We start from the raw sequence: 19674 nt of genomic DNA, 5'->3' as shown, positions 1-19674 counted from the left end.
GGGTAGCTGCAGCGCATGAGCGACACGACAAAGGAGATTGTATGAAGCAGCTACAGACGATGATCCTGGCTGGTTGCCTGATGGGGCTAAGCTCGATGGCCTACGCCGAAGTTGCCAACCTGACCAACAGCGCCGAAGGCGCCAATCGCGATGCAGGCATCGCGGCGGTGAAGAAGAAATTGCAGGACGCCTGCACATCGCGCAACGGCACGCCAGATCTCGGCTCGTTTGAAGTGGTGTTCGAGAAGACCAGCAAGAATCCGGATGTTCCCAAGCCGTATTACGTCGACGGCAAACTCAAGTGCGATCTGCCGCAGTAAGTCCGGTTTCATTTGCTTGCACCGCAATATTGACTCACTGCAACGTGCAACTGGACTGGCGCCCCTGCGTTGGTGGGGGCGCCTTTTTCATGATCTTGAAATGCGTGACATGCGCCAGACGCTTTCTCGTCGCCACCAGGACAATCACAGGCCGTTCTACACTTTTCTTGGCTGAATGGCCAATGCTTGCGTGCAGGGAATGCGCGGCCATTGGCCAGAGGTACGTGCTGCGATCCTCTGCCTGCAGTCCTCCAAAAGCAGATTCTTCCTGGATGGATGGCCGCCCTGCCCGCGCGTCGTACCGGGTGACGCGGTCCTACACCATCCCTAGCTGCGAGCGCGCCACGTCCAAAGTCGTCATGATCTGAATGACTTCGTCGAGCGGATGCAGCGGCGATTCCATCAATCCCTGGCCGATGTAGCGAGCAGCTGCAGTGGCTTGCCAGGAGAGCGCGCGATAGCCGTCAACACCGGTGGGGTCGGTCCAGAGCAACGGTTCGATGGCGTCGCCGTTGCCGACCAGACGCAGCGTGGTCGGGTTATGGAAATCGCCTGCCAGATCGATGCGGCCGGCGCTACCGGTGACATAGGCGGTGGAGCTGCTACGGGCCACGATGGAACTGACCAGGGTGGATTGCGCGTGCCCGCCATGCGACAGCACCACGGTCGAATAGGCATCGACGCCGGTCTGGGTGAGCGCGCCCACGGCCGTGATTGCGCTAGGTGCGCCCAACACCATCGAGGAGAACTGCACGGTATAGACGCCCAGGTCGAGCAACGCCCCGCCCCCGAGTGAAGCATTGCGTTGCCGATGCAGTGGATCGCGAGGCCCCGACTGACTCAGGTCTGCGAACACGTGGCGGACATCGCCCAGCGCTCCATCGGCCAATAGCTTGCGCACCACCGAGGTGTGTGGAAGATAACGGCTCCACATGGCCTCCATCAGGAACAGTCCGCGCGCACGCGCTTCCTGCACCAGGATGCGGGCGTCCTGCGCGAAGGTGGTCATGGGCTTTTCGATCAGGACATGCTTGCCCGCACGAAGTGCGAGCAGGCCATGTTCCAGATGTTCGCTGTGTGGGGTCGCAATGTAGACGATGTCGACGTCCGGGTGATGGACGAGCGCCTCATAGCTGTCACAGGCGTGTTCCATCGCCCAGGTTTCGGCGAACGTCTGGGCACGTTCGCGGCTGCGCGAGGCCACCGCGAATGGACATTGGCGCGTATTGCGACGCAAGGCATCGACGAATGCGGATGCGATCTTGCCGGGACCCAGCACGCCCCAGCGCAATGCCGGTTCGCCCTGGCCTGGCAAGAACAGGTCCGGCGTCGGGAATGTGGTCGGTAGCATGAGGATGTGCTCTGCATCGATGGTGTGGTGATGCTAGCAAAGCGCCGACGATGTCAACGACGATGCTCCCCAGGATGCGTCGCTTGCAGGGCATCGACACCTGAGTGAGCGCGAAGTCTTCATGGCATGACAGTGCACGCAATCGACATCGCGCCCCATTGGAAGCAGCAATCAGCATCGCCGACTGCAGCGACGATACCGGAGCTGCAACACCGGGATCGTCACTGCGCGGCTGGTCCTGCCTACTGGGGCGCAGCGGCCGCGGCGTCTGGTGTGACGCGCCAGACGATGTTGGCCAGATCATCGGCAACGATCAATGCACCACGCGGATCGACCGTGACACCCACCGGCCGGCCGCGGGTCTTGCCATCTTCGCCATGGAAGCCGGACACGAAGTCGATTGGGTCGCCTGCTGGTCGACCGTTGCGGAACGGCACGAACACGACCTTGTAGCCAACCGGCGGATTTCGGTTCCAGCTACCGTGCTCGCCGACGAAGACGCCATCGGCGAACTTGGCGCCCATTGCGCTGGAAGAAAACGCAACGCCAAGTGCGGCGACATGCGAACCCAGGGCATAGTCCGGCACGATCGCCGATGCCACCTTCTGCGGATCTTGCGGCATGACGCGCGCGTCCACGTTCTTGCCCCAATAGCTGTAAGGCCAACCGTAGAAACCGCCTTCGCGTACCGAGGTGAGGTAGTCCGGCACCAGGTTGGGGCCGATTTCATCGCGCTCGTTGACCACTGCCCACAACGCACCGCTACCCGGCTGGATGGCCAGCGCCGTGGGATTGCGGATACCGGTCGCGTACGGTTTGTGCGCGCCGGTTGCGGCATCCACCTGCCAGATCTGCGCACGGTCGAGCTCGACGGCCATGCCACGTTCGGTGATGTTGCTGTTGGAGCCGATGGCCACATACAGATAGCGGCCATCCGCGCTGGCTGTGAGCGCCTTGGTCCAATGATGATTGATGGCCGACGGCAGGTCGGTCACCTTGGTGGGCGCCCCGCTCGCCTGGGTCTGGCCCTGCCGATACTCGAAGCGTACCAACGCATCCTGGTTCGCTACGTACAGCGCCTCGCCAATCAGCGCCAGCCCGTAGGGCGCGTTGAGTTTGTCGGCAAACACCGTTTTCAGTTCGTAGGTGCCATCGCCATCAGCATCGCGCAACAAGGTCAGGCGATTGCCGCTCTTGGCCTTGGAGGTGCCCTTGGCCTTGATCGCGCCGGCAATGACATCCTTTGGCTTGAGGTTTGGCGCGCCGCCACCACGGCCTTCTGCCACCAGGATGTCGCCATTGGGCAGCACCAGTGTCTGGCGCGGAATGCCAAGATCCTTGGCGATCGCGGTGATGCGATAGCCTGCCGGCACGGTGGGCTTGCGCTCGTTCCAGGCGGTTGGCTCGGCAATCTTCATGTCGGGCAGCAAGCCGCGATCCGGCTCCGGCAGTTCCGGGGTTGCGCCGCGCTGACTGACCTCCGGTGCCTTGCCGCATGCGGCCAGCGCTGCAGCAAGAATGGAGACGGTGATGAGACTGGTGGTCTGACGCTTCATCGTGCACCTCCTACGCGCAGACCGGACAATCCTGCCCAGGTCGCAACCAATGCGAACAACGTCGCAATCGCAGACAGCGCCAGGGCTGCCGGCATGACGGCCCATGCGTCGCGGGCATGATGCAAGGCGTCGAAAAAGCCCACGATCCACGTAGCAATGAGCGCAATGATGTAGATCAGGTTACGGCTTCCGCGCACCAACGCGACGATGGCGCACACCAGCGCAATCGTGGTCAACACCATCGCGCCTACCAGCAGCCAGGATGCGAAGTTGCTCCACTGGATCTGGTAGCTGCTCCAGTAGGCGTAATCGCTGAGCAAGGCGCCGAGAAACAGCGGCCACACACCGCCGAGCACGGCTGCGTGGAACGGGTGGACGGCCCATGGACGGGCCGGAACGGTCGTTGAATTCATAGCGGACTCATTGGGGGCAATGGCGAAACGTGCCCCGATGCTGACAGCTTGCATGTGATGAGCAGCGTGATATTCGCGCAATTCGTGCCCGTGCAGATAACCGAAGCTGGCGCTGCCTAGTGCCTTTCGAACGCACGCAGGCTGCATCTATTGTCGCGTTCGATGCCTGGGCAGCCTGCTGCCGGGCTGCCTGGGAAGTGCCACCGCATGTCCATAGCGCCCACGCCCTGACCCCACGCGATGCCGGGCCACGTGCAGCGCAGACCGTCACTTACGGCTCCCGCTCATCCGCTCCGTCGACCGTTCGATGCCTGTCTCGACCGCACGTCATGCATCGCTGGGCGATGCACGGCTCCGCTTCCAAGCTGCGCTCCATCCACTGAAGGAGCAGGTGTATGAAGACAATTGCGATGATGCTGCTGGCTACCGCGCTGAGCATGGCCGGCACGGCCCGCGCGACGGGAACCACACCGCCGGCGTCAGCCACGGCCGAATTGGCGCGCGAGGCCGCTGCGTTTTTCAAGGACAGCCAGCCGGGCGGCGTGGTGCTGGTGACGCGCGGCGATCAGGTGCTGCTGCGCCGGGCCTACGGCATGGCGGACATCGAAAATGGCGTGGCCATGCAACCGGACGCGGCAATGCGGCTGGCTTCGGTCAGCAAGCAGTTCACCGCCATGGCGGTACTGCAACTGGTGCAGGCGGGCAAGCTGCAACTGGATACCTGCCTGGAGTCAGTGGACCCGGCGCTGAGCGGCCCGCTCGCCAAGGTCACCGTGCAGCAACTGCTCACGCATACCTCCGGCATCAAGAATGTCAGCAGCATCGCTGCCTCGCGCGCCGCGCGACGGGAAGACACCGATGCGCGGAGCCTGATGAACTATTTCAAGGACCTGCCGCTGGAGTTTGCTGCGGGCACGCGCTTTCGCTACAGCAACTCCAACTACATCGTGCTGACCTATCTGATCGAACGCATCACCGCTCAGCCCTACCCGGTCTATATGCAGCAGTCGCTGTTCCAGCCGCTGGGCATGCTGCATACCCGCTACGATGACCATCTCACCGTGATCGCCAAACGCGCGCACGGCTATCGCCGCGCTCAGGGCCAGTTGCAGAACGCCGACTTCATCAGCATGTCGCAGCCGCAAGGCGCGGGCGGTCTGATCAGCACGGTGGACGATCTGGCGATCTGGCACCGCGCATTGCGCGACGGCTTGCCGGTGTCGGCATCGCTGCTGGCGCAGGCGATGCGCACGACCACGTTGGCCGATGGCAGCGCCTCGCCCTACGGCTTCGGCTGGATCATCGGCCAGGTAAACGGCATGGCCGACGTGGAGCATGGCGGCTTCATCAACGGCTTCAACAGCTATGTGGTGCGGGTGACGCAGCCGGACGTCTTCGTGACCGTGTTGACCAATGCCGAGTTCCTGGATCCGACCAACCTGAGCGTGCGTCTGGCCGCCATCGCCGCCGGGCATGCCTATGCGGCGACGGTCGCGCTGCGCAGCCAGGACCGCGCATGGCTGGGCCGTTATCGCTTTGCTGCAGATGATGTACGCGTGCTTGCGGAAGTGGACGGCGCGCTGCAACTGCAGCGCGAGGGAGAAGACCCGGTTGCCGTGCTGCCGCATGCCGACGGCCGTTACTACCTGGACGAGAGCCTGGATGCGTTGAGCTTCAACAACGACGGCAATGGCAACGCAGTCATGACCATGCACGATCGCTTGATGGGTGACAGCAGCGGCACCCGCGAACCGACCGGGGACAACTGACAAGCGGCTGCGCGGCTGCCCTCCGGCGGAATCGGTGCACAGAGTGGGCATATGCCACACGCATGCCCCGTGGCTCGCGTGCGCCATCGGCACTGATCTGGCAAATTGCCCCCACGTTGCCAGCCACCCAGAAACCGCCGAAAGCTAAAGGCTGAGCAGCTCTCTGAAGCGTGCGCTCTGGCGGCGGGACACTTCCACTTCCAGCCCACCGCGCAGGGTCAGCATCAGGCCGCCGTTGCTCCACGGTGCAACCTGCTCCACGAAGTCCAGATTGACGATGTACTTGCGGCTGGCGCGGAAGAATTTGTCCGGCGCCAGCTGCGTTTCAATCGCCCCGAGCGGCCGATACAGCAGTGGCGCGTGGTTCTGGAAGTACACCCGGCTGTAGTTGCCGACCGCCTCGATCAACCGCACATCGCGCGGCTTGACCAGGAAGCAGTGCTCGCCGTCCTTGATGAAGATGGCGCTGTCCATCGCACGCCGCACCGGTGGGGCGGCAACCGCGTCGCCTAGTTTCTCGATCGCCTGGGCAAGCCGCTGCGGTTCGATTGGCTTGAGCAGGTAGTCCACCGTGTTGTAGCCGAACGCCTTGAGCGCATGCGCGTCGAAGGCGGTGGTGAAGATGATGCGCGGTACCCGACTCAGGCGCTCCAGCACATCGAACGCGTTGCCACCGGGAAGGTCGATATCCAGAAAGACCACGTCCGGCGTAGCCGATTCGATCAACTGCTGCACTGTCCACATCATCGGCATGGCCCAGCACACGCAGCTGCGGGTAACCCTTGAGCTGATGCTCCAGTTCGAAGCGGGCCAGCTCCGAATCTTCCACGATCACCGCTTCAATCACGCGCCCTCTCCAATCCATACATGTGCCACCACACACGTGCCTTCTTCATGTAATTGCAGGCCGGCATGATCCGAACGAGAGTTGCAGGCGTTGCCGCAGGTTCGCCAGGCCCGTGCCGCCGCTGCCGCCGGCTTGCAATTGCCCGCTGTTACGCACATGGATATGCAGCGCATCATCCTGCACGGCAATGCCTACCTGCAGATCGCCGACGCTGCTGCTGAGCCCCAGACCGTGCTTGATCGCGTTTTCCACCAGCAGCTGCACGCAGAATCGTGGTACCCGTCGCAGCAATGCGGCTGCATCCACGTGTTCGGCATAGCGCAGGCGCTTGCCGAGTTGCATGCCGACCAAGCCCAGATAGTCGCGCACGACCGCCATTTCTTCGTCCACGGTCACCAGGGCTTCTTCGCCGCCGGTGAACTGGTAGCGCAGCGTGCTGGCGAAGCGGGTGATCTGTTCGCGTGCCAGCTCTGGATCGATGAGGATGAGCGCTCGAATATTGTTGAGCGTGTTGAAGGTGAAATGCGGGCTGATATGGCCGAGCAGACGTTGCAACTGCGCCTCCTTGAGCGCCAGCCGCAGATCGTTCTGGTGGCGAGTCGCTTCGGCTAGCCGCGTCTGTCTGCTGATCGACAGGTAGAGCAGGCTCCAGGCAATGTAGGCCGGCCATAGCAGGGCCGTGCCCGCGATCATCGGCTGCGCCTCGGACAGCGCCATCAACCCCGGGGAGAAGCCGCGCAAGCCCAGCAGTAAGCCGTGGACCGCCACATCCACGCCCAGCGCCGCCAGCAGGCTGGCGACCAGCAACAGGCCCAGCCAACGCACTTCGCCGTAGCCATCGGCTTGCAGTGTTCGATAGAGCCGGCGCAGCAGCAGGCTGCCCAGCAACCCGCCCACGCTGAAGCCAGCCACTGCGGCCAACTGCAGCCCATCGGGCACCGCTTCCTCGCTAGGCCGAGCCACGTAGGCAATCGCCAGGAACAGCGACCAGCCCAATGCCTGCATCAGCCAGAACATGCGCCCTACTCCGCGCATGCCGGGTCTTTCCTTGCCTCTGTCACGCAGCCTCATCTCCGTCCGGCATGCCAGCGACGCGTTGCCACCGATGCCCGGGCAGAGAATAGGGCCGAGTGAAGGCGATTGCACGATGTGGATGACCGCCGATGCTTTCTCGCTGCATCGCTGATCGCACCGGGCGACAACGCAGTGGCCGTGTGCTGGCGTCTGCGCGCTAGCCCTGTGCGTTGCCGGGCGGGGTCGAGCGCGGGCGCGTTTGCTTCTTCAGCAGTTCGCCGATGTATTGCCGGGCCAGTTTGCTGCCGATGTCCACTGCAGCCTGCAGCGAACCGAAGGTGGGAGAGCCCGTCAACGGCACCGACTGCCCGCCTACCTGCAAGGTGTCCAGTACCACGCGCTGGCGCTCTAGCTGACGGGCCACCACGGCATAGGCAATGCCATGCAGCGTGCCTTCCATCGTCAGCAGATCCTCGGGCGATGTGGTGCTCATCCCCAGCGAGCATAGCGACGATCGGTCAGCGCGGCAGCAGCACACCTTGAACCGTTTACGCGACCGCAGTCTGCGCTGCAGCGAGCATCGCCAAACCTGTCGCCCGCACAGGTGGTGTTGCGCGGCGATCGGCCTTGTGTGATGTGGAACCGCGATGGGGCCTGGCAGAACCTGGCCACCAGCGTGCGCCGAACGGCGACACCGGACGCAGCCGCGCAGCGGCAGGCGATGCGCTTCCCGCCCATGACGGTAAGCGTCATCGCTGGCGTTTGACCCGGCCTGCCGTCGGGGAATGCAGCTGCGCGTGTCGGAATTTAAATCCACACACAGGAAAAAAACACGCGCCATTCAGCTGCGCCCCCGTCTGAAAGATCAACGACCTGAGGCTGCGAGATTTATTCGAAATTGCTGCCCGGTGTTCAAGCAAGGTGGCGAACTGGTGAATTTGACCCACCTGAAGTGCTGGATTACGCACAATGGGGGTTTGCGCCTGACCTTGCTTATTATATTCCCGTAAATATATTCGACGAATCGGCAAGAGTGAATGAGCAAATTAGTATAATTTTGCCCGTATCAGTCCGGCCACGAACGCCCTGCGCTAGAGCCCGTTAGATCCGCTAACTCGCGCTTGAATTCGCTACCCAGCGTAGTGATTTCACCGACAAGGCGGATGCGATTCCCTGATTCACGAAGAACGCAGTCGCATTTAGGATTGTCGCCCCGCGAGATTTGTGACGCATTATTGTTGAGTACGCTCCGACAATAATCTGCAGGCTCACCTGCTATGCGCCTCTAATTCGTTTTGGCTATGGATTAAATCGGCAAATCCTATTTAGGCGATTTTTCTCTGAATAGCAACTGTCCATTCAGATTTCAGAGATCTCAGATAGCGCCGTTAAACAATCTCGCAAGCACTGAGTAATACGAAACGTATTTTTCAGATGCTCCGCGGGCGCACTCGTGGGGAAGAGGCGCAGCGGTCGAGAAATGAATAACGCGTGAAATTAATGCCTTCGCTGGCGATCGCCGGCGCGGGGTCCTTCTGCGCCAAATTTGAATCACCAGCAGTAGCGGCGCACTCAATAACTGGAACCGACCAACCAATGAATCGCTCGCTACTGGCAACCACCATCGCCTCCTGCCTCGTCCTGACCGCCTGTGGCGGCGGTGGCGGTGGCGGCAACGTGCGTAGCGACGCACCGCAGACCACGGTGATCGCGCCGACACCGACGACCCCGCCGCCGGCAGCGGACCCGCTGCCCAAGACCACGCCCGCGCCGACGCCGGCCCCGCCACGCTATCAGGGCGTGGGCAGCAATCTGCTGGTGCCGACCAACGCGGATCTGGCGCAGCAGGCGGGCGCGCGGGGCCAGGGCGTGAAGCTGGCCGTGCTGGACGACAACCTGGTGCCCAGCTACGCACCGATCAGCGGCAAGGTCGACAGCTTCAACGATTACACCGCCAGCCCAGGCACGCCCGAGTCGTCGGCCAATGCCTTGCGCGGCCACGGAACGATTGTGTCTGCGCTGGTGCTGGGCTCCGCGCAGGACGGCTTCGCCGGTGGTGTCGCGCCGGATGCAGACCTGTTCTATGCGCGCATCTGCGCCGAAAATTCCTGCGGCACGCAGCAGACCCGTCGTGCGGCGGTGGACCTGGCCGCGGCTGGCGTGCGGATCGCCAATCTCTCCATCGGTGCCTCCTACCCCGATGCCGCCTCCAGTGCCAACGCTGCGCTGGCCTGGAAATACGCACTGACCCCGTTGGTGCAGGCCGATGCGCTGATCGTGGCATCCACCGGCAATGAAGGCGCGGCAGAAGCTTCCTACCCGGCGGCAACGCCGGTGCAGGAAGCCAGTGTGCGCAACAACTGGCTGGCCGTCGGTGCGATCAACATCGATAGCGCCGGCAACGCCGCCGGCTTGACCAGCTATTCCAATCACTGCGGCGCCGCCGCGCAGTGGTGCCTGGTCGCGCCGGGCAGCTACACCGCCCCGGCCCTGGCCGGCACCGAATTGCAGGGCCAGATTGCCGGCACCTCGTTCTCCACCGCCGCCGTCAGCGGTGTCGCCGCGCAGGTGCTGGGCGTGTATCCGTGGATGAGCGCTTCCAACCTGCAGCAAACCCTGCTGACCACCGCCACCGACCTGGGCGACCCGGGCGTGGACGCGCTGTACGGCTGGGGCCTGGTCAATGCGGCCAAGGCGATCAAGGGCCCGGGCCAGTTCGCAAGCAACTGGGCGGCCAATGTGACCGCTGGCTACGACAGCACCTTCAGCAACGACATCTCCGGCGCGGGCAGCCTGACCAAGAACGGGGCCGGCAAGCTCACCCTGAGCGGCAATAACAGCTATACCGGCGGCACCAGCATTAGCGACGGCGTGCTCACACTGTCCGGCAGCCTGCGTTCGGATGTGATCGTGTTGAACTCGGCCACGTTCGAATCGCGCGGCGGTGTGATCAACGGCAACTACAGCCTGGTCAACAACACCGGCACCACCGCGCTCGAGTTGGGCAGGGGCCTCACCGTCACCGGCCGGGCCAGCTTGAAGGGCAATCTGCTGTTGCTACCGGAAGCGGCCGGTTACACCGTCGGCAGCACCGAGAAGATCGTCAAGGCCGGCGTCCTGCAAGGCACGTTCGACCGCGTGCAGTACGCCAACAATTTCTTCTGGACCGCGGCACTGTCCTACGACCCGACCACCGTCACCGCAACCCTGACCCGCAATGCCTCCGCGGCCAGCGCACAGGCGGCCGGTGCACCGCAGTCGGTGGTCAACGGTGCCAACCAGGCCGACGCGCTGGTCAAGGTGCTCGATACCCGGGTCGCCTCGGGCGACACCGACAACCTGGGTGGCCTGATCAGCGCCACCGGTTCGCTGATTGCAGCATCCGATGCGCAGGTTGCCGCGTCGCTGCCGACCCTGACCGGCCAGGTACACGGCATCGAGCGCACGCTGGGCTTCCAGTCCGCGCTCAACGACGCACGTGTGGCCGCCGACCGCCTGCCCTACCTGGCCGACACCACCACGTTGACCACCTGGATGCAGGGCAGCTACCTGGACGGCAATCTGGGCCGTAGCGGTTTCGCTTCGGCCGATTACACCCAGCAGGCCACCACCTTCGGCGTGGATCTGCCGATGGGCAGCGGCGGCACCATCGTCGGTGCGGCCGTGACCTCCGGTCAGGACCGTGCGCACATCGCCGCGTCTTCGAGCCGTCTGCGCTCGGACCGGTATGCGATGACCGCGTACCTGTACCAGCCGATCGGCCAGGCGTATCTGTCGGCGATCGGTTCGTACGGCATGAGCAACGTCCAGACCGAACGCAACGTGCAGGCCGGCAGCATCGGCGAGCGCTTGCAGGACCGTCGCCACGACACCAACTGGTCGGCGCGCGCGGAAATCGGCCTGATGCCGCATGCCGGGTTGTCGCCGTTCGTGGCCGCCGGTGTGGTGAGCCAGACCCAGGATGCCTTCAGCGAAGCCTCGGTGACGGGCCTGGGCCTGAGCGCGAACAGCGACACCCTGCGCGCAGGGTACGGCGAGGTGGGTGTGCGTGGCCATCTGGCGCGCGGCAACTGGAGCTTCGATGGTCTGGTGGCGTATCGCTCGCTGCTGGGCAACCCGGATGCCGACTTCTCGGCGTGGTTCACCGGCCTGCCGGAAGCGCGTTTCACTGTCGCCGGCGAGCCGGTGTCCAAGCAGTCGCTGCGCGCCTCGGTTGGCCTGCGTTACCAGCTCAACGATGCGTTCTCCATCTACGGCAACGTGGGTGCCGAGCGCGCTCGTTCGGACACCAACAGCATCAACGCCAACATCGGTCTGCGCTGGCAGTTCTGATTGCAGCCGATGCAGCGGTGCTGCAGGCGATGCACGTGACGATGTCACGCACACTGCTGCGTGACAGATAAAAGAAGGCCCCGGCATGTCCGGGGCCTTTTCGTTGACGGCCGCGTGCCAATGGCGAAACCGCCAAGCGCTTGGCTGACACGGCGTCTTGCGTGCCGGCCCCGCGCAGACGATACGAAAGTATATCGATGCGATGTCCATGGACTGGCGAAAACGCCCGAAAACCCCTGGTTTCGCGCGCTGACGGCTGGCACCATGCACGCCATCGACGCGGCTGCAGCACGCGTTGCAACTGCGCCGGCCCGGATGGCTGGCGCGCAACTCACACCTGTGGCGATGCGCCATGGGTGCCAGGCGATGCCGATGTACGCCGCTGCCGGCAGCGCGCGTAGATCCATCGCCGATGCAACCGCGGCCTGCGTTCGCGCATCGCAGGCTGCGGGTGCAACGCCTTCCCTCTCCCCGTACGAGTCATCGCATGTCGTCCCCCTTCCTGCGTTCTACGCTGGCAGCTGCCTGTGTGTGCAGCTTGCTGGCCGGCTGCGGAGCCACGCCGCCGCCGGCTGCTCCCTCGCCGCTGCTGATCCACACCAACACGCAGGTGATGGTGCCGGCGCACTCGCCCCTGCGTGCCAGCCTGCGCGTGCAGGCGGTGCGCAGCCAACCCATCGCCCCGCTGCTGCAGATGCCGGCGGTGATCGACGTGCTGCCCGAGCGCCTGGTGCGCGTCGTGCCGCCGTTGGCCGGGCGCGTGGTCGCACTGCCCAAGACCCTGGGCGACACCGTGCATGCGGGCGATGTGCTGTGCGTGCTGGATTCTGCCGAACTCGCCAGTGCCTACAGCGATGCCGGCAAGACGCGCGCCACGCTGGAACAGGCGCGCCTGGAACTGGCCCGGCAGAAGGCGCTGGCAGCGGACAGCATTTCCGCTGCACGCGATCTGCAGGCGGCGCAGCAGGCCTTCGACAGCGCGCAGAACGATGCACGGGCGGCCAGCGATCGCCTGGCCCAGCTGGGTGTGGCTACGCAGGCGAGATCGCACCGGCGCTATGTCGTGCGTGCGCCCATTGCCGGCCGCGTGGCGGAGCTGAGCGCTGCGCTGGGCGGCTTCTGGAACGACACGTCGGCGTCACTGATGACGGTGGCCGATATCTCGCAGGTGTGGCTCACCGCCAGCGTGCCGGAACGCGAGATTGGCCAGGTCTTCGAAGGTCAGCCGGTCACTGCCAGCCTGGATGCCTATCCTGGCCAACGCTTCGTCGGCCACGTGCAACACCTGGACGATTTGCTCGACCCCGCCACCCGCACGTTGAAAGTCAGGGTGGCCCTGAATAACCGCGACGGCCTGCTCAAGCCGGGCATGTTTGCGCGCGCCCACTTCCAGTCGCGCCCGCAGCAGGCATTGGTGGTGCCCGATAGCGCGCTCTTGCAGATGGGACTGTACACGCGGGTGTTTGTCGAAACCGCGCCGTTCGCTTATCGCTCGCGCATCGTGGCCACCGGCCGCGCAATGGAGGGCTATACCGAAATCCTGTCCGGCTTGAAGGCCGGCGAGCGTGTGGTGATCAAGGACGGAGCCTTGCTCAATGATTGAGGCGATCATCACCACCTGCTTCCAGCGTCGCGGCATCGTCTGGCTGGTCTTCGTACTCATTGCGTTATACGGCACATGGAGCTGGACGCAGCTGCCGGTGGAGGCTTACCCGGACATCGCCGATGTCACCTCGCAGGTGGTCACGCAGGTCCCGGGCCTGGGTGCAGAAGAAGTGGAACAGCAGATCACCGTGCCGCTGGAACGTGCGTTGATGGGCACGCCCGGCCTGCATGTGTTGCGCTCGCGCAGCCTGTTCGCCCTTTCCTTGATCACGCTGGTCTTCGACGATGGGACCGAAGGCTACTTCGCGCGCCAGCGTGTGCTGGAACGCATCCAGGCGGTCACCCTGCCCTATGGCGCAATTCCCGGGCTCGACCCATACACCTCGCCCACCGGCGAGATTTATCGCTATACGCTGGAATCGAAAACACGCAGCCTGCGCGAGCTGTCGGACCTGCAATTCTGGACGGTGATTCCGCGCCTGCAGAAAGTGCCAGGCGTGGCCGATGTGACCAATTTCGGCGGCCTCACCACGCAGTTTTCGCTGGCGCTGGAGCCGGACCGCCTGACCCGGTACGGGGTGTCGTTGCAGCAGGTCAAGAGCGCCATCACCAGCAACAACGCCGATGGCGGCGGCAGCGTGATGGATCGTGGCGAACAAAGTTACGTGATCCGCGGCATCGGCCTGCTGCATTCGTTGCAGGACATCGGCAATGTGGTGGTGAGCAGCAGCAATGGCGTACCGGTCCTGGTCAAGGACCTGGGCCAGGTGCGCTACGACAATGTCGAGCGACGCGGCATTCTGGGCAAGGACGGCAACCCGGACACGATCGAAGGCATCGCGTTGCTGCTCAAGGACAGCAACCCGTCGGTGGCCTTGCAAGGCATCCACAGCGCCGTGGAGGAGCTCAACAACGGCGTGCTGCCCAGGGACGTCAAGGTGGTGCCGTACCTGGATCGGACCGCGTTGATCGACGCCACGCTGCATACGGTGAGCGCCACGCTGACCGAAGGCATGCTGCTGGTGTGCGTGGTGCTGTTGATCTTCCTGGGTAGCCCGCGTGCGGCGGCGATCGTGTCGCTGACCATCCCGCTGTCGTTGCTGATCGCCTTCATCTTCATGCACCACCTCAAGATTCCGGCCAATCTGCTGTCGTTGGGCGCGATCGACTTCGGCATCCTGGTCGATGGCGCGGTGGTGCTGGTGGAAAACGTCTTGCGCCTGCGCGAAGAAAACAGCCAGCGTGCATTGACGGCGCGCGATGCGATCGACGCCACCCTGCAGGTGGCGCGGCCGATCTTTTTCGGCATGGCCGTGATCGGCTGTGCGTACCTGCCGCTGCTGGCGTTCGAACGCATCGAATACAAGCTGTTTTCGCCGATGGCCTATGCGGTGGGCGCGGCCTTGATCGGTGCGCTGCTGGTGGCGCTGACACTGATTCCTGGCCTGGCGTGGCTGGCGTTTCGCAAGCCGCGCAAGATGATGCACAACCGCGTACTGGAAACACTGGGACAGCGCTACCGCGCATTGCTGGAACGCAGCGTGGGCCGACGCGGCTGGCTGCTGGCTTGCGCGGCGCTGGCCCTGTGCGTGCTGGCGGTGTTGGGGGGCAGCATCGGCCGCGACTTCCTGCCGTATATCGACGAAGGATCGCTGTGGCTGCAGGTGCAGATGCCGCCAGGCATCACTCTGGACAAGGCCGCCACCATGGCCAATGCCTTGCGCAAGGCCACGCTGGAATTTCCCGAGGTTTCGTACGTGGTGACCCAGACCGGGCGCAACGACGATGGCACCGACTACTGGACGCCTTCGCATATCGAAGCGAGCGTTGGCCTGCGTCCCTACAAAGACTGGCCGGCCGGCATGGACAAGCAGGCATTGATCGCTGCGCTCGGCGCACGTTATGCACGGATGCCCGGTTACACGGTGAGCATGATGCAGCCGATGATCGACGGCGTGCAGGACAAGCTCTCCGGCGCGCACAGCGATCTGACCGTGAAGGTGTTCGGCGACGATCTGCAGCAGGTTCGCGGCGTTGCCGACCAGGTGGCTGCAACCTTGCACAAGGTGCCGGGCGCTGCGGACATCGCCGTGGATGTAGAGCCGCCCCTGCCCAACCTGCAGGTACGTTTCGACCGCGCGGCGGCAGCACGCTATGGCATCAATGCGGCCGATGTGTCGGATCTGATTTCCACCGGCATCGGCGGCAACCCGATCGGGCAGATGTACATCGGCGAGAAGAGCTACGACCTCACCGTGCGCTTTCCGCAACGGTATCGCAACGATCCGCAGGCCATCGGCGCGTTGCGCCTGCGCACCGCTGCCGGCGCCGAGATACCGCTCTCGGCGGTGGCCAGCATCACCACCACCAGTGGCCAGAGCGTGATCGTGCGCGAGATGGGCCGGCGCAACATCATCGTGCGGCTCAACGTGCGCGGCCGCGACCTGTCCAGTTTCCTGAGCGATGCGCAGGCCACGCTCGCGCGGCAAGTGCACCTCGACCCGCAGCACATGCAGCTGGTGTGGGGTGGCCAGTTCGAGAACCTGCAGCGTGCCCAGGCGCGCTTGCTGGTGGTGCTGCCAACCACGTTGTGCATCATGTTCGTGCTGCTGTTTGGCGCATTCGGCAACCTGCGCCAGCCGACATTGGTGCTTGCCGCCGTGCCGCTGGCCATGATCGGCGGGTTGGCTGCATTGCACCTGCGCGGGATGACGCTCAATGTCTCCAGCGCGGTAGGTTTCATCGCCCTGTTCGGGGTGGCGGTCCTGAACGCGGTGCTGATGCTCGCGCAGATCAACCGGCTGCGCCAGGACGTGGGCATGTCCTTGCGCGAGGCGGTGGTGGCCGGTGCGGTGAGCCGCATGCGTCCGGTACTGATGACCGCGACGGTGGCAGCGCTTGGCCTGGCACCGGCAATGCTCGCCACTGGCCTGGGCAGCGATGTGCAGCGCCCGTTGGCCACCGTGGTGGTTGGCGGCTTGGTCACCGCCACGGTGCTCACCTTGGTGTTGTTGCCATCGCTTTACTACCTGATGGAAGCCTTCGTCGCAACGCGCCAGGGCCGCCCGGAGACGACCGCATGACCGACGTTCGCAATGCATTGCTCGCCAGTGCCGTGGCGGTATCGCTCGCCGCCTGCGCAGTGGGACCGGACTTTCAGCGCCCCGCTCCACCTGCTGCCGATCGCTATACCGCCAATGCGTTACCGGCAACGACCGTGGCCGCCGACGCAGCACATGGTGGTGCGCAGCAGTTCGAGCCCGGGCAGGACGTGCCGGCCGCCTGGTGGCGCGCCTTCGGCTCGCCGCAACTCAATGCTGTGGTGGAGCGGGCCTTACGTGCCAATCCAGACCTGCAGGCCGCCGACGCAGCGCTCCGGCAGGCGCAGCAGACGCTGGCCGCACAACGCGGCGCCTGGCTACCGCAAGCGGATCTGCATGTGGATGCCAGCCGGCAACGCGATTCGGTGGTGCCGGCGCCAGATGCCGGCATCGACACACCGTATGCGCTACGCACCGCCCAACTCAGCGTCAGCTACACGCTGGACGTCTTTGGCGGTACGCGGCGGCAAGTGGAAGCGGCCGGCGCGCAGGCACAGGCCCAGCGCGATCAGCGCGATGCGGCGTACCTGAGCCTCACCGCCAACGTGGTGAACGCGGCCATTGGCGAGGCGGCCGTGCGCGCGCAACTGGAGGCTGCGCGCGCGCAGGTCGCCATCGCCGAGCAGCTCTGCACGCTCACCGAACGCCAGCAGACGCTTGGCGCGCTCGGTGCAGCGCAGGTGCTGGCCCAACGCACTGCGCTGGCACAGGCACAGGCCGCGGTGCCGGGGCTGGAAAAACAGCTGGAACAGCAACGGACCCTGCTCGCGATTCTGGGCGGGCAGTTGCCTGGCGACGCTGCGGGTGCGCCGTTTACGCTGGACACGCTGAAATTACCGGCGCAATTGCCGTTATCGCTGCCCTCGCGGTTGGTCGATCGCCGCCCGGACATCCGCGCCGCCGAAGCGCAGGCGCATGCTGCCAGCGCGTTGATCGGCGTGGCGGCCGCTGCGCGCTTGCCATCCATTACCTTGAGTGTGGCCGGCGGCGGCTCTGCATCCAGTGTCGGACGCATGTTCGCGGCCGGCAATACGCAATGGTCGGTGGCCGGCAGCCTGCTGCAACCGCTGTTCCATGGCGGCGCGCTCGCGCATCAGCAACGGGCGGCCGAAGCTGGCTACGCGCAGGCCATGGCGCAATACCGCAGCGTGGTGCTGAACGCATTTGGCGAGGTTTCCAACGCGCTCACCGCGCTGCAGAGCGATGCGCAGAGCCTGCGCGCCTGTGCCGATGCGCAGGCCCTGGCGGAGCGCACGCTGGCGCTGGCGCAACGTCAACAGACGGTCGGTGCGGTGGGCATGGCGGATCTGCTGCAGGCGCAGCAGGCCTACCAAAGCACGCAGGCCGCCACGGTCCAGGCACAAGCCGCCCGCTACACCGACACCGTGGCGCTGTATCAGGCCCTGGGTGGCGGGCCGTGGTGGTCGCCAGCGGCCCAGACGCCCAAGCCCGCGGCTCCATGAATCACGCACCGCAGCCAGCGCCGGTTGTGTAACGGCGGCGCCGCCAGCTGAGACAATCGCCGCCATGCGCATGACCTCTCTCTTCCGCTCGCCACCCACGCGTACCGACCTGCTCAGCATGGTCGGGCTGGTGGCGGGCATGGCAGCGATCTTCGTGGCCGATACCTTCACCGACTATGCGGTGGCGGCAGCCTTGTTCTATACGTTGGTGGTGCTGCTGTCGGTACGCCTGCTGACGCGCACGGGCGTAGTGCTGCTGGCGGCCACCTGCCTGGCGCTGATCGTGCTCAGCTTCCATCTCACCCCGGCCGGCAGCTACCGCGTGGGCGTGATCAACTCCTGCATCAGTGCGGTGGTGGTGGCGGTCACCACCTATCTGGCGGTGCAGATGGAAGCGGCCAAGGCGAGCGCACATGCCGCACAGGCACGGCTGTTGCGGCTCACCCGCAGCGGCAGCATGGGCGGGCTAGCCGCATCGATCGCCCACGAAGTCAATCAACCCTTGGCCGCCATCGTGACCAGTGGCAATGCCTGCCAGCGCTGGCTGGCGCAGCAACCGCCCAACCTGGCCAAGGCCGATGCAGCACTGGAGCGCATGCTCGCCGACGCCGGCCGCGCCAGCGCCATCATCGCGCGCATGCGTGCATTGGCGCGTGGCGAAGCCAGCCAACGCCAGCCGCTGGATTTGAACCGCACCGTGCTCGACATGATTGCCCTCACCCGTGGCGAAACCGAGCGCCATGGCATCGCGCTGTCGCTGGAGCTGGACCCTGCCCTGCCCGCGGTGCTGGCCGATGGCGTACAGATCCAGCAGGTCATCGGCAATCTGTTGCTCAACGCCGTGGAGGCACTGGCGACCTTGCCGGACGAGGCGCGCAGCATCCATGTACGCTCGCACACCGATGGTGGGTGGGCATGCCTGTGCATCGACGACACCGGCCCAGGCCTGTCCGATGACGCACTGGCGCATGTATTCGAAGCATTCTGGAGCACCAAGGACGATGGCATGGGCATTGGCTTGAGCATCAGCCGCACCATCATGGAAGCCAACGGCGGGCAGATCTGGGCCGAGCCGGCCGGTGTACGCGGCGCGCGCTTCGGCCTGCGTCTGCCCCTGGTCAAAACGGAGCGCAGGCCATGAGCGAGCCGGCCCCGGTGGTGTATCTCATCGACGACGATGCCTCGATGCGCGCTGCACTGGAGGATCTGTTCGCCTCGGTCGGCTTGCAGGTCTACGCGTTCGGTTCCACCGATCAATTCCTCGCGCACCGGTTGCACGAGGCACCCGCCTGCCTGGTGCTGGACATTCGCATGCCGGGCCAGAGCGGGATGGAGTTCCATCGGCGCATGGTCGAATCCGGCGTTGCCCTGCCCACCATCTTCATTACCGGCCATGGCGATATCGCGATGAGCGTGGAGGCGATGAAGAACGGCGCGATCGAATTCCTGACCAAACCGTTCCGCGATCAGGCCCTGCTGGATGCGATTCAGGACGGCATCCGGCGTGACCGTGCGCGCCGCCAGAGCGAGGCGGTGGCCGCGCAATTGCGTGCACGTTGGGAGTCGCTGAGTAGCGGCGAGCAGGATGTCACGCGATTGGTGGTGCAAGGTCTGTTGAACAAGCAGATCGCCGCGCGCCTGCACCTGAGCGAGATCACCGTGAAAGTGCGGCGTGGCCAGGCCATGCGCAAGATGCAGGCTGGCTCGCTGGCCGAACTGGTGCGCCTGGCCGAACGCATCGGGCTGTGATGCACGCTGTGTGACCGGTGCGCGGGCGTGCTGTGCTAGCTGCCCGCGCACGCGCCATCGGCGGGCATCCAGCCGCCGTGACGGCCTGCGTGCTCCAGGATGACAGCGCCATGACGCAGCACCCACGCAGCGCTTTTTCGGCTCTCGATGTCAT

At 64.8% G+C, this 19674-nt stretch carries 14 protein-coding genes; 8 read left to right on the top strand and 6 right to left on the bottom strand.

Annotation, left to right across the window (positions count from 1 at the left end):
• Positions 1-41: 41 nt before the first annotated feature.
• The gene (locus HLH45_RS15105; RefSeq protein ID WP_008571939.1) at positions 42-320 is read left to right on the top strand and encodes a hypothetical protein; all 279 of its coding nucleotides are present in this window, start codon (positions 42-44) and stop codon (positions 318-320) included.
• A 316-nt stretch (positions 321-636) separates the two neighbouring features.
• On the opposite strand, the gene HLH45_RS15100 is transcribed toward HLH45_RS15105, so the two are convergent.
• The 3 genes from HLH45_RS15100 to HLH45_RS15090 form a co-directional block, all read right to left on the bottom strand.
• Entirely contained in the window at positions 637-1671 is a 1035-nt protein-coding gene (locus HLH45_RS15100) for a Gfo/Idh/MocA family protein (protein WP_008571938.1), read from the bottom strand.
• A gap of 242 nt (positions 1672-1913) precedes the next feature.
• Complete coding sequence (locus tag HLH45_RS15095; RefSeq protein ID WP_008571937.1) at positions 1914-3227, bottom strand: PQQ-dependent sugar dehydrogenase; 1314 nt, start codon at positions 3225-3227, stop codon at positions 1914-1916.
• Positions 3224-3640 (bottom strand): hypothetical protein, encoded by a 417-nt coding sequence (locus tag HLH45_RS15090; protein ID WP_011347345.1) that lies wholly within the window; start codon positions 3638-3640, stop codon positions 3224-3226. The genes HLH45_RS15095 and HLH45_RS15090 overlap by 4 nt, the downstream gene beginning before the upstream one ends.
• A 395-nt stretch (positions 3641-4035) precedes the next feature.
• Here HLH45_RS15090 and HLH45_RS15085 point away from each other — a divergent pair, with 395 nt between their 5' ends.
• Complete coding sequence (locus tag HLH45_RS15085; RefSeq protein ID WP_008571935.1) at positions 4036-5409, top strand: serine hydrolase domain-containing protein; 1374 nt, start codon at positions 4036-4038, stop codon at positions 5407-5409.
• A gap of 144 nt (positions 5410-5553) precedes the next feature.
• Here the strand turns inward: HLH45_RS15085 and HLH45_RS15080 are convergent, their stop codons facing one another.
• The 3 genes from HLH45_RS15080 to HLH45_RS15070 form a co-directional block, all read right to left on the bottom strand.
• Positions 5554-6162 carry a LytR/AlgR family response regulator transcription factor gene (locus HLH45_RS15080; protein ID WP_008571934.1) on the bottom strand — a complete coding sequence of 203 codons (609 nt, stop codon included), beginning with the start codon at positions 6160-6162 and terminating at the stop codon, positions 5554-5556.
• Positions 6163-6301: 139 nt separating this feature from the next.
• Positions 6302-7291 (bottom strand): sensor histidine kinase, encoded by a 990-nt coding sequence (locus HLH45_RS15075; RefSeq protein WP_223866276.1) that lies wholly within the window; start codon positions 7289-7291, stop codon positions 6302-6304.
• A gap of 196 nt (positions 7292-7487) precedes the next feature.
• Positions 7488-7763, bottom strand: a complete 276-nt coding sequence (locus tag HLH45_RS15070; protein WP_008571932.1) for a hypothetical protein — start codon at positions 7761-7763, stop codon at positions 7488-7490.
• Between the two features lie 1103 nt (positions 7764-8866).
• Here HLH45_RS15070 and HLH45_RS15065 point away from each other — a divergent pair.
• The 6 genes from HLH45_RS15065 (at position 8867) to HLH45_RS15040 (ending at position 19520) form a co-directional block, all read left to right on the top strand.
• On the top strand, positions 8867-11602 hold the full coding sequence (locus HLH45_RS15065) for a S8 family serine peptidase (RefSeq protein ID WP_008571929.1): 2736 nt from the start codon (positions 8867-8869) through the stop codon (positions 11600-11602).
• A 487-nt stretch (positions 11603-12089) separates the two neighbouring features.
• On the top strand, positions 12090-13205 hold the full coding sequence (locus HLH45_RS15060) for an efflux RND transporter periplasmic adaptor subunit (RefSeq protein WP_046931942.1): 1116 nt from the start codon (positions 12090-12092) through the stop codon (positions 13203-13205).
• Positions 13198-16290, top strand: a complete 3093-nt coding sequence (locus HLH45_RS15055) for an efflux RND transporter permease subunit (protein ID WP_008571964.1) — start codon at positions 13198-13200, stop codon at positions 16288-16290. The genes HLH45_RS15060 and HLH45_RS15055 overlap by 8 nt, the downstream gene beginning before the upstream one ends.
• Positions 16287-17771, top strand: a complete 1485-nt coding sequence (locus HLH45_RS15050; protein ID WP_033478596.1) for an efflux transporter outer membrane subunit — start codon at positions 16287-16289, stop codon at positions 17769-17771. The genes HLH45_RS15055 and HLH45_RS15050 overlap by 4 nt, the downstream gene beginning before the upstream one ends.
• A 118-nt stretch (positions 17772-17889) precedes the next feature.
• On the top strand, positions 17890-18912 hold the full coding sequence (locus tag HLH45_RS15045) for a sensor histidine kinase (protein WP_046931953.1): 1023 nt from the start codon (positions 17890-17892) through the stop codon (positions 18910-18912).
• Complete coding sequence (locus HLH45_RS15040) at positions 18909-19520, top strand: response regulator transcription factor (protein WP_008571961.1); 612 nt, start codon at positions 18909-18911, stop codon at positions 19518-19520. The genes HLH45_RS15045 and HLH45_RS15040 overlap by 4 nt, the downstream gene beginning before the upstream one ends.
• Positions 19521-19674 lie beyond the last annotated feature (154 nt).

This window comes from Xanthomonas euvesicatoria, from assembly GCF_013112235.1.
In the GTDB taxonomy this organism is placed as follows: domain Bacteria; phylum Pseudomonadota; class Gammaproteobacteria; order Xanthomonadales; family Xanthomonadaceae; genus Xanthomonas; species Xanthomonas euvesicatoria.
Note: the sequence above shows the minus strand (reverse complement) of the source record. Positions and strands in the feature narration are given on the sequence as shown.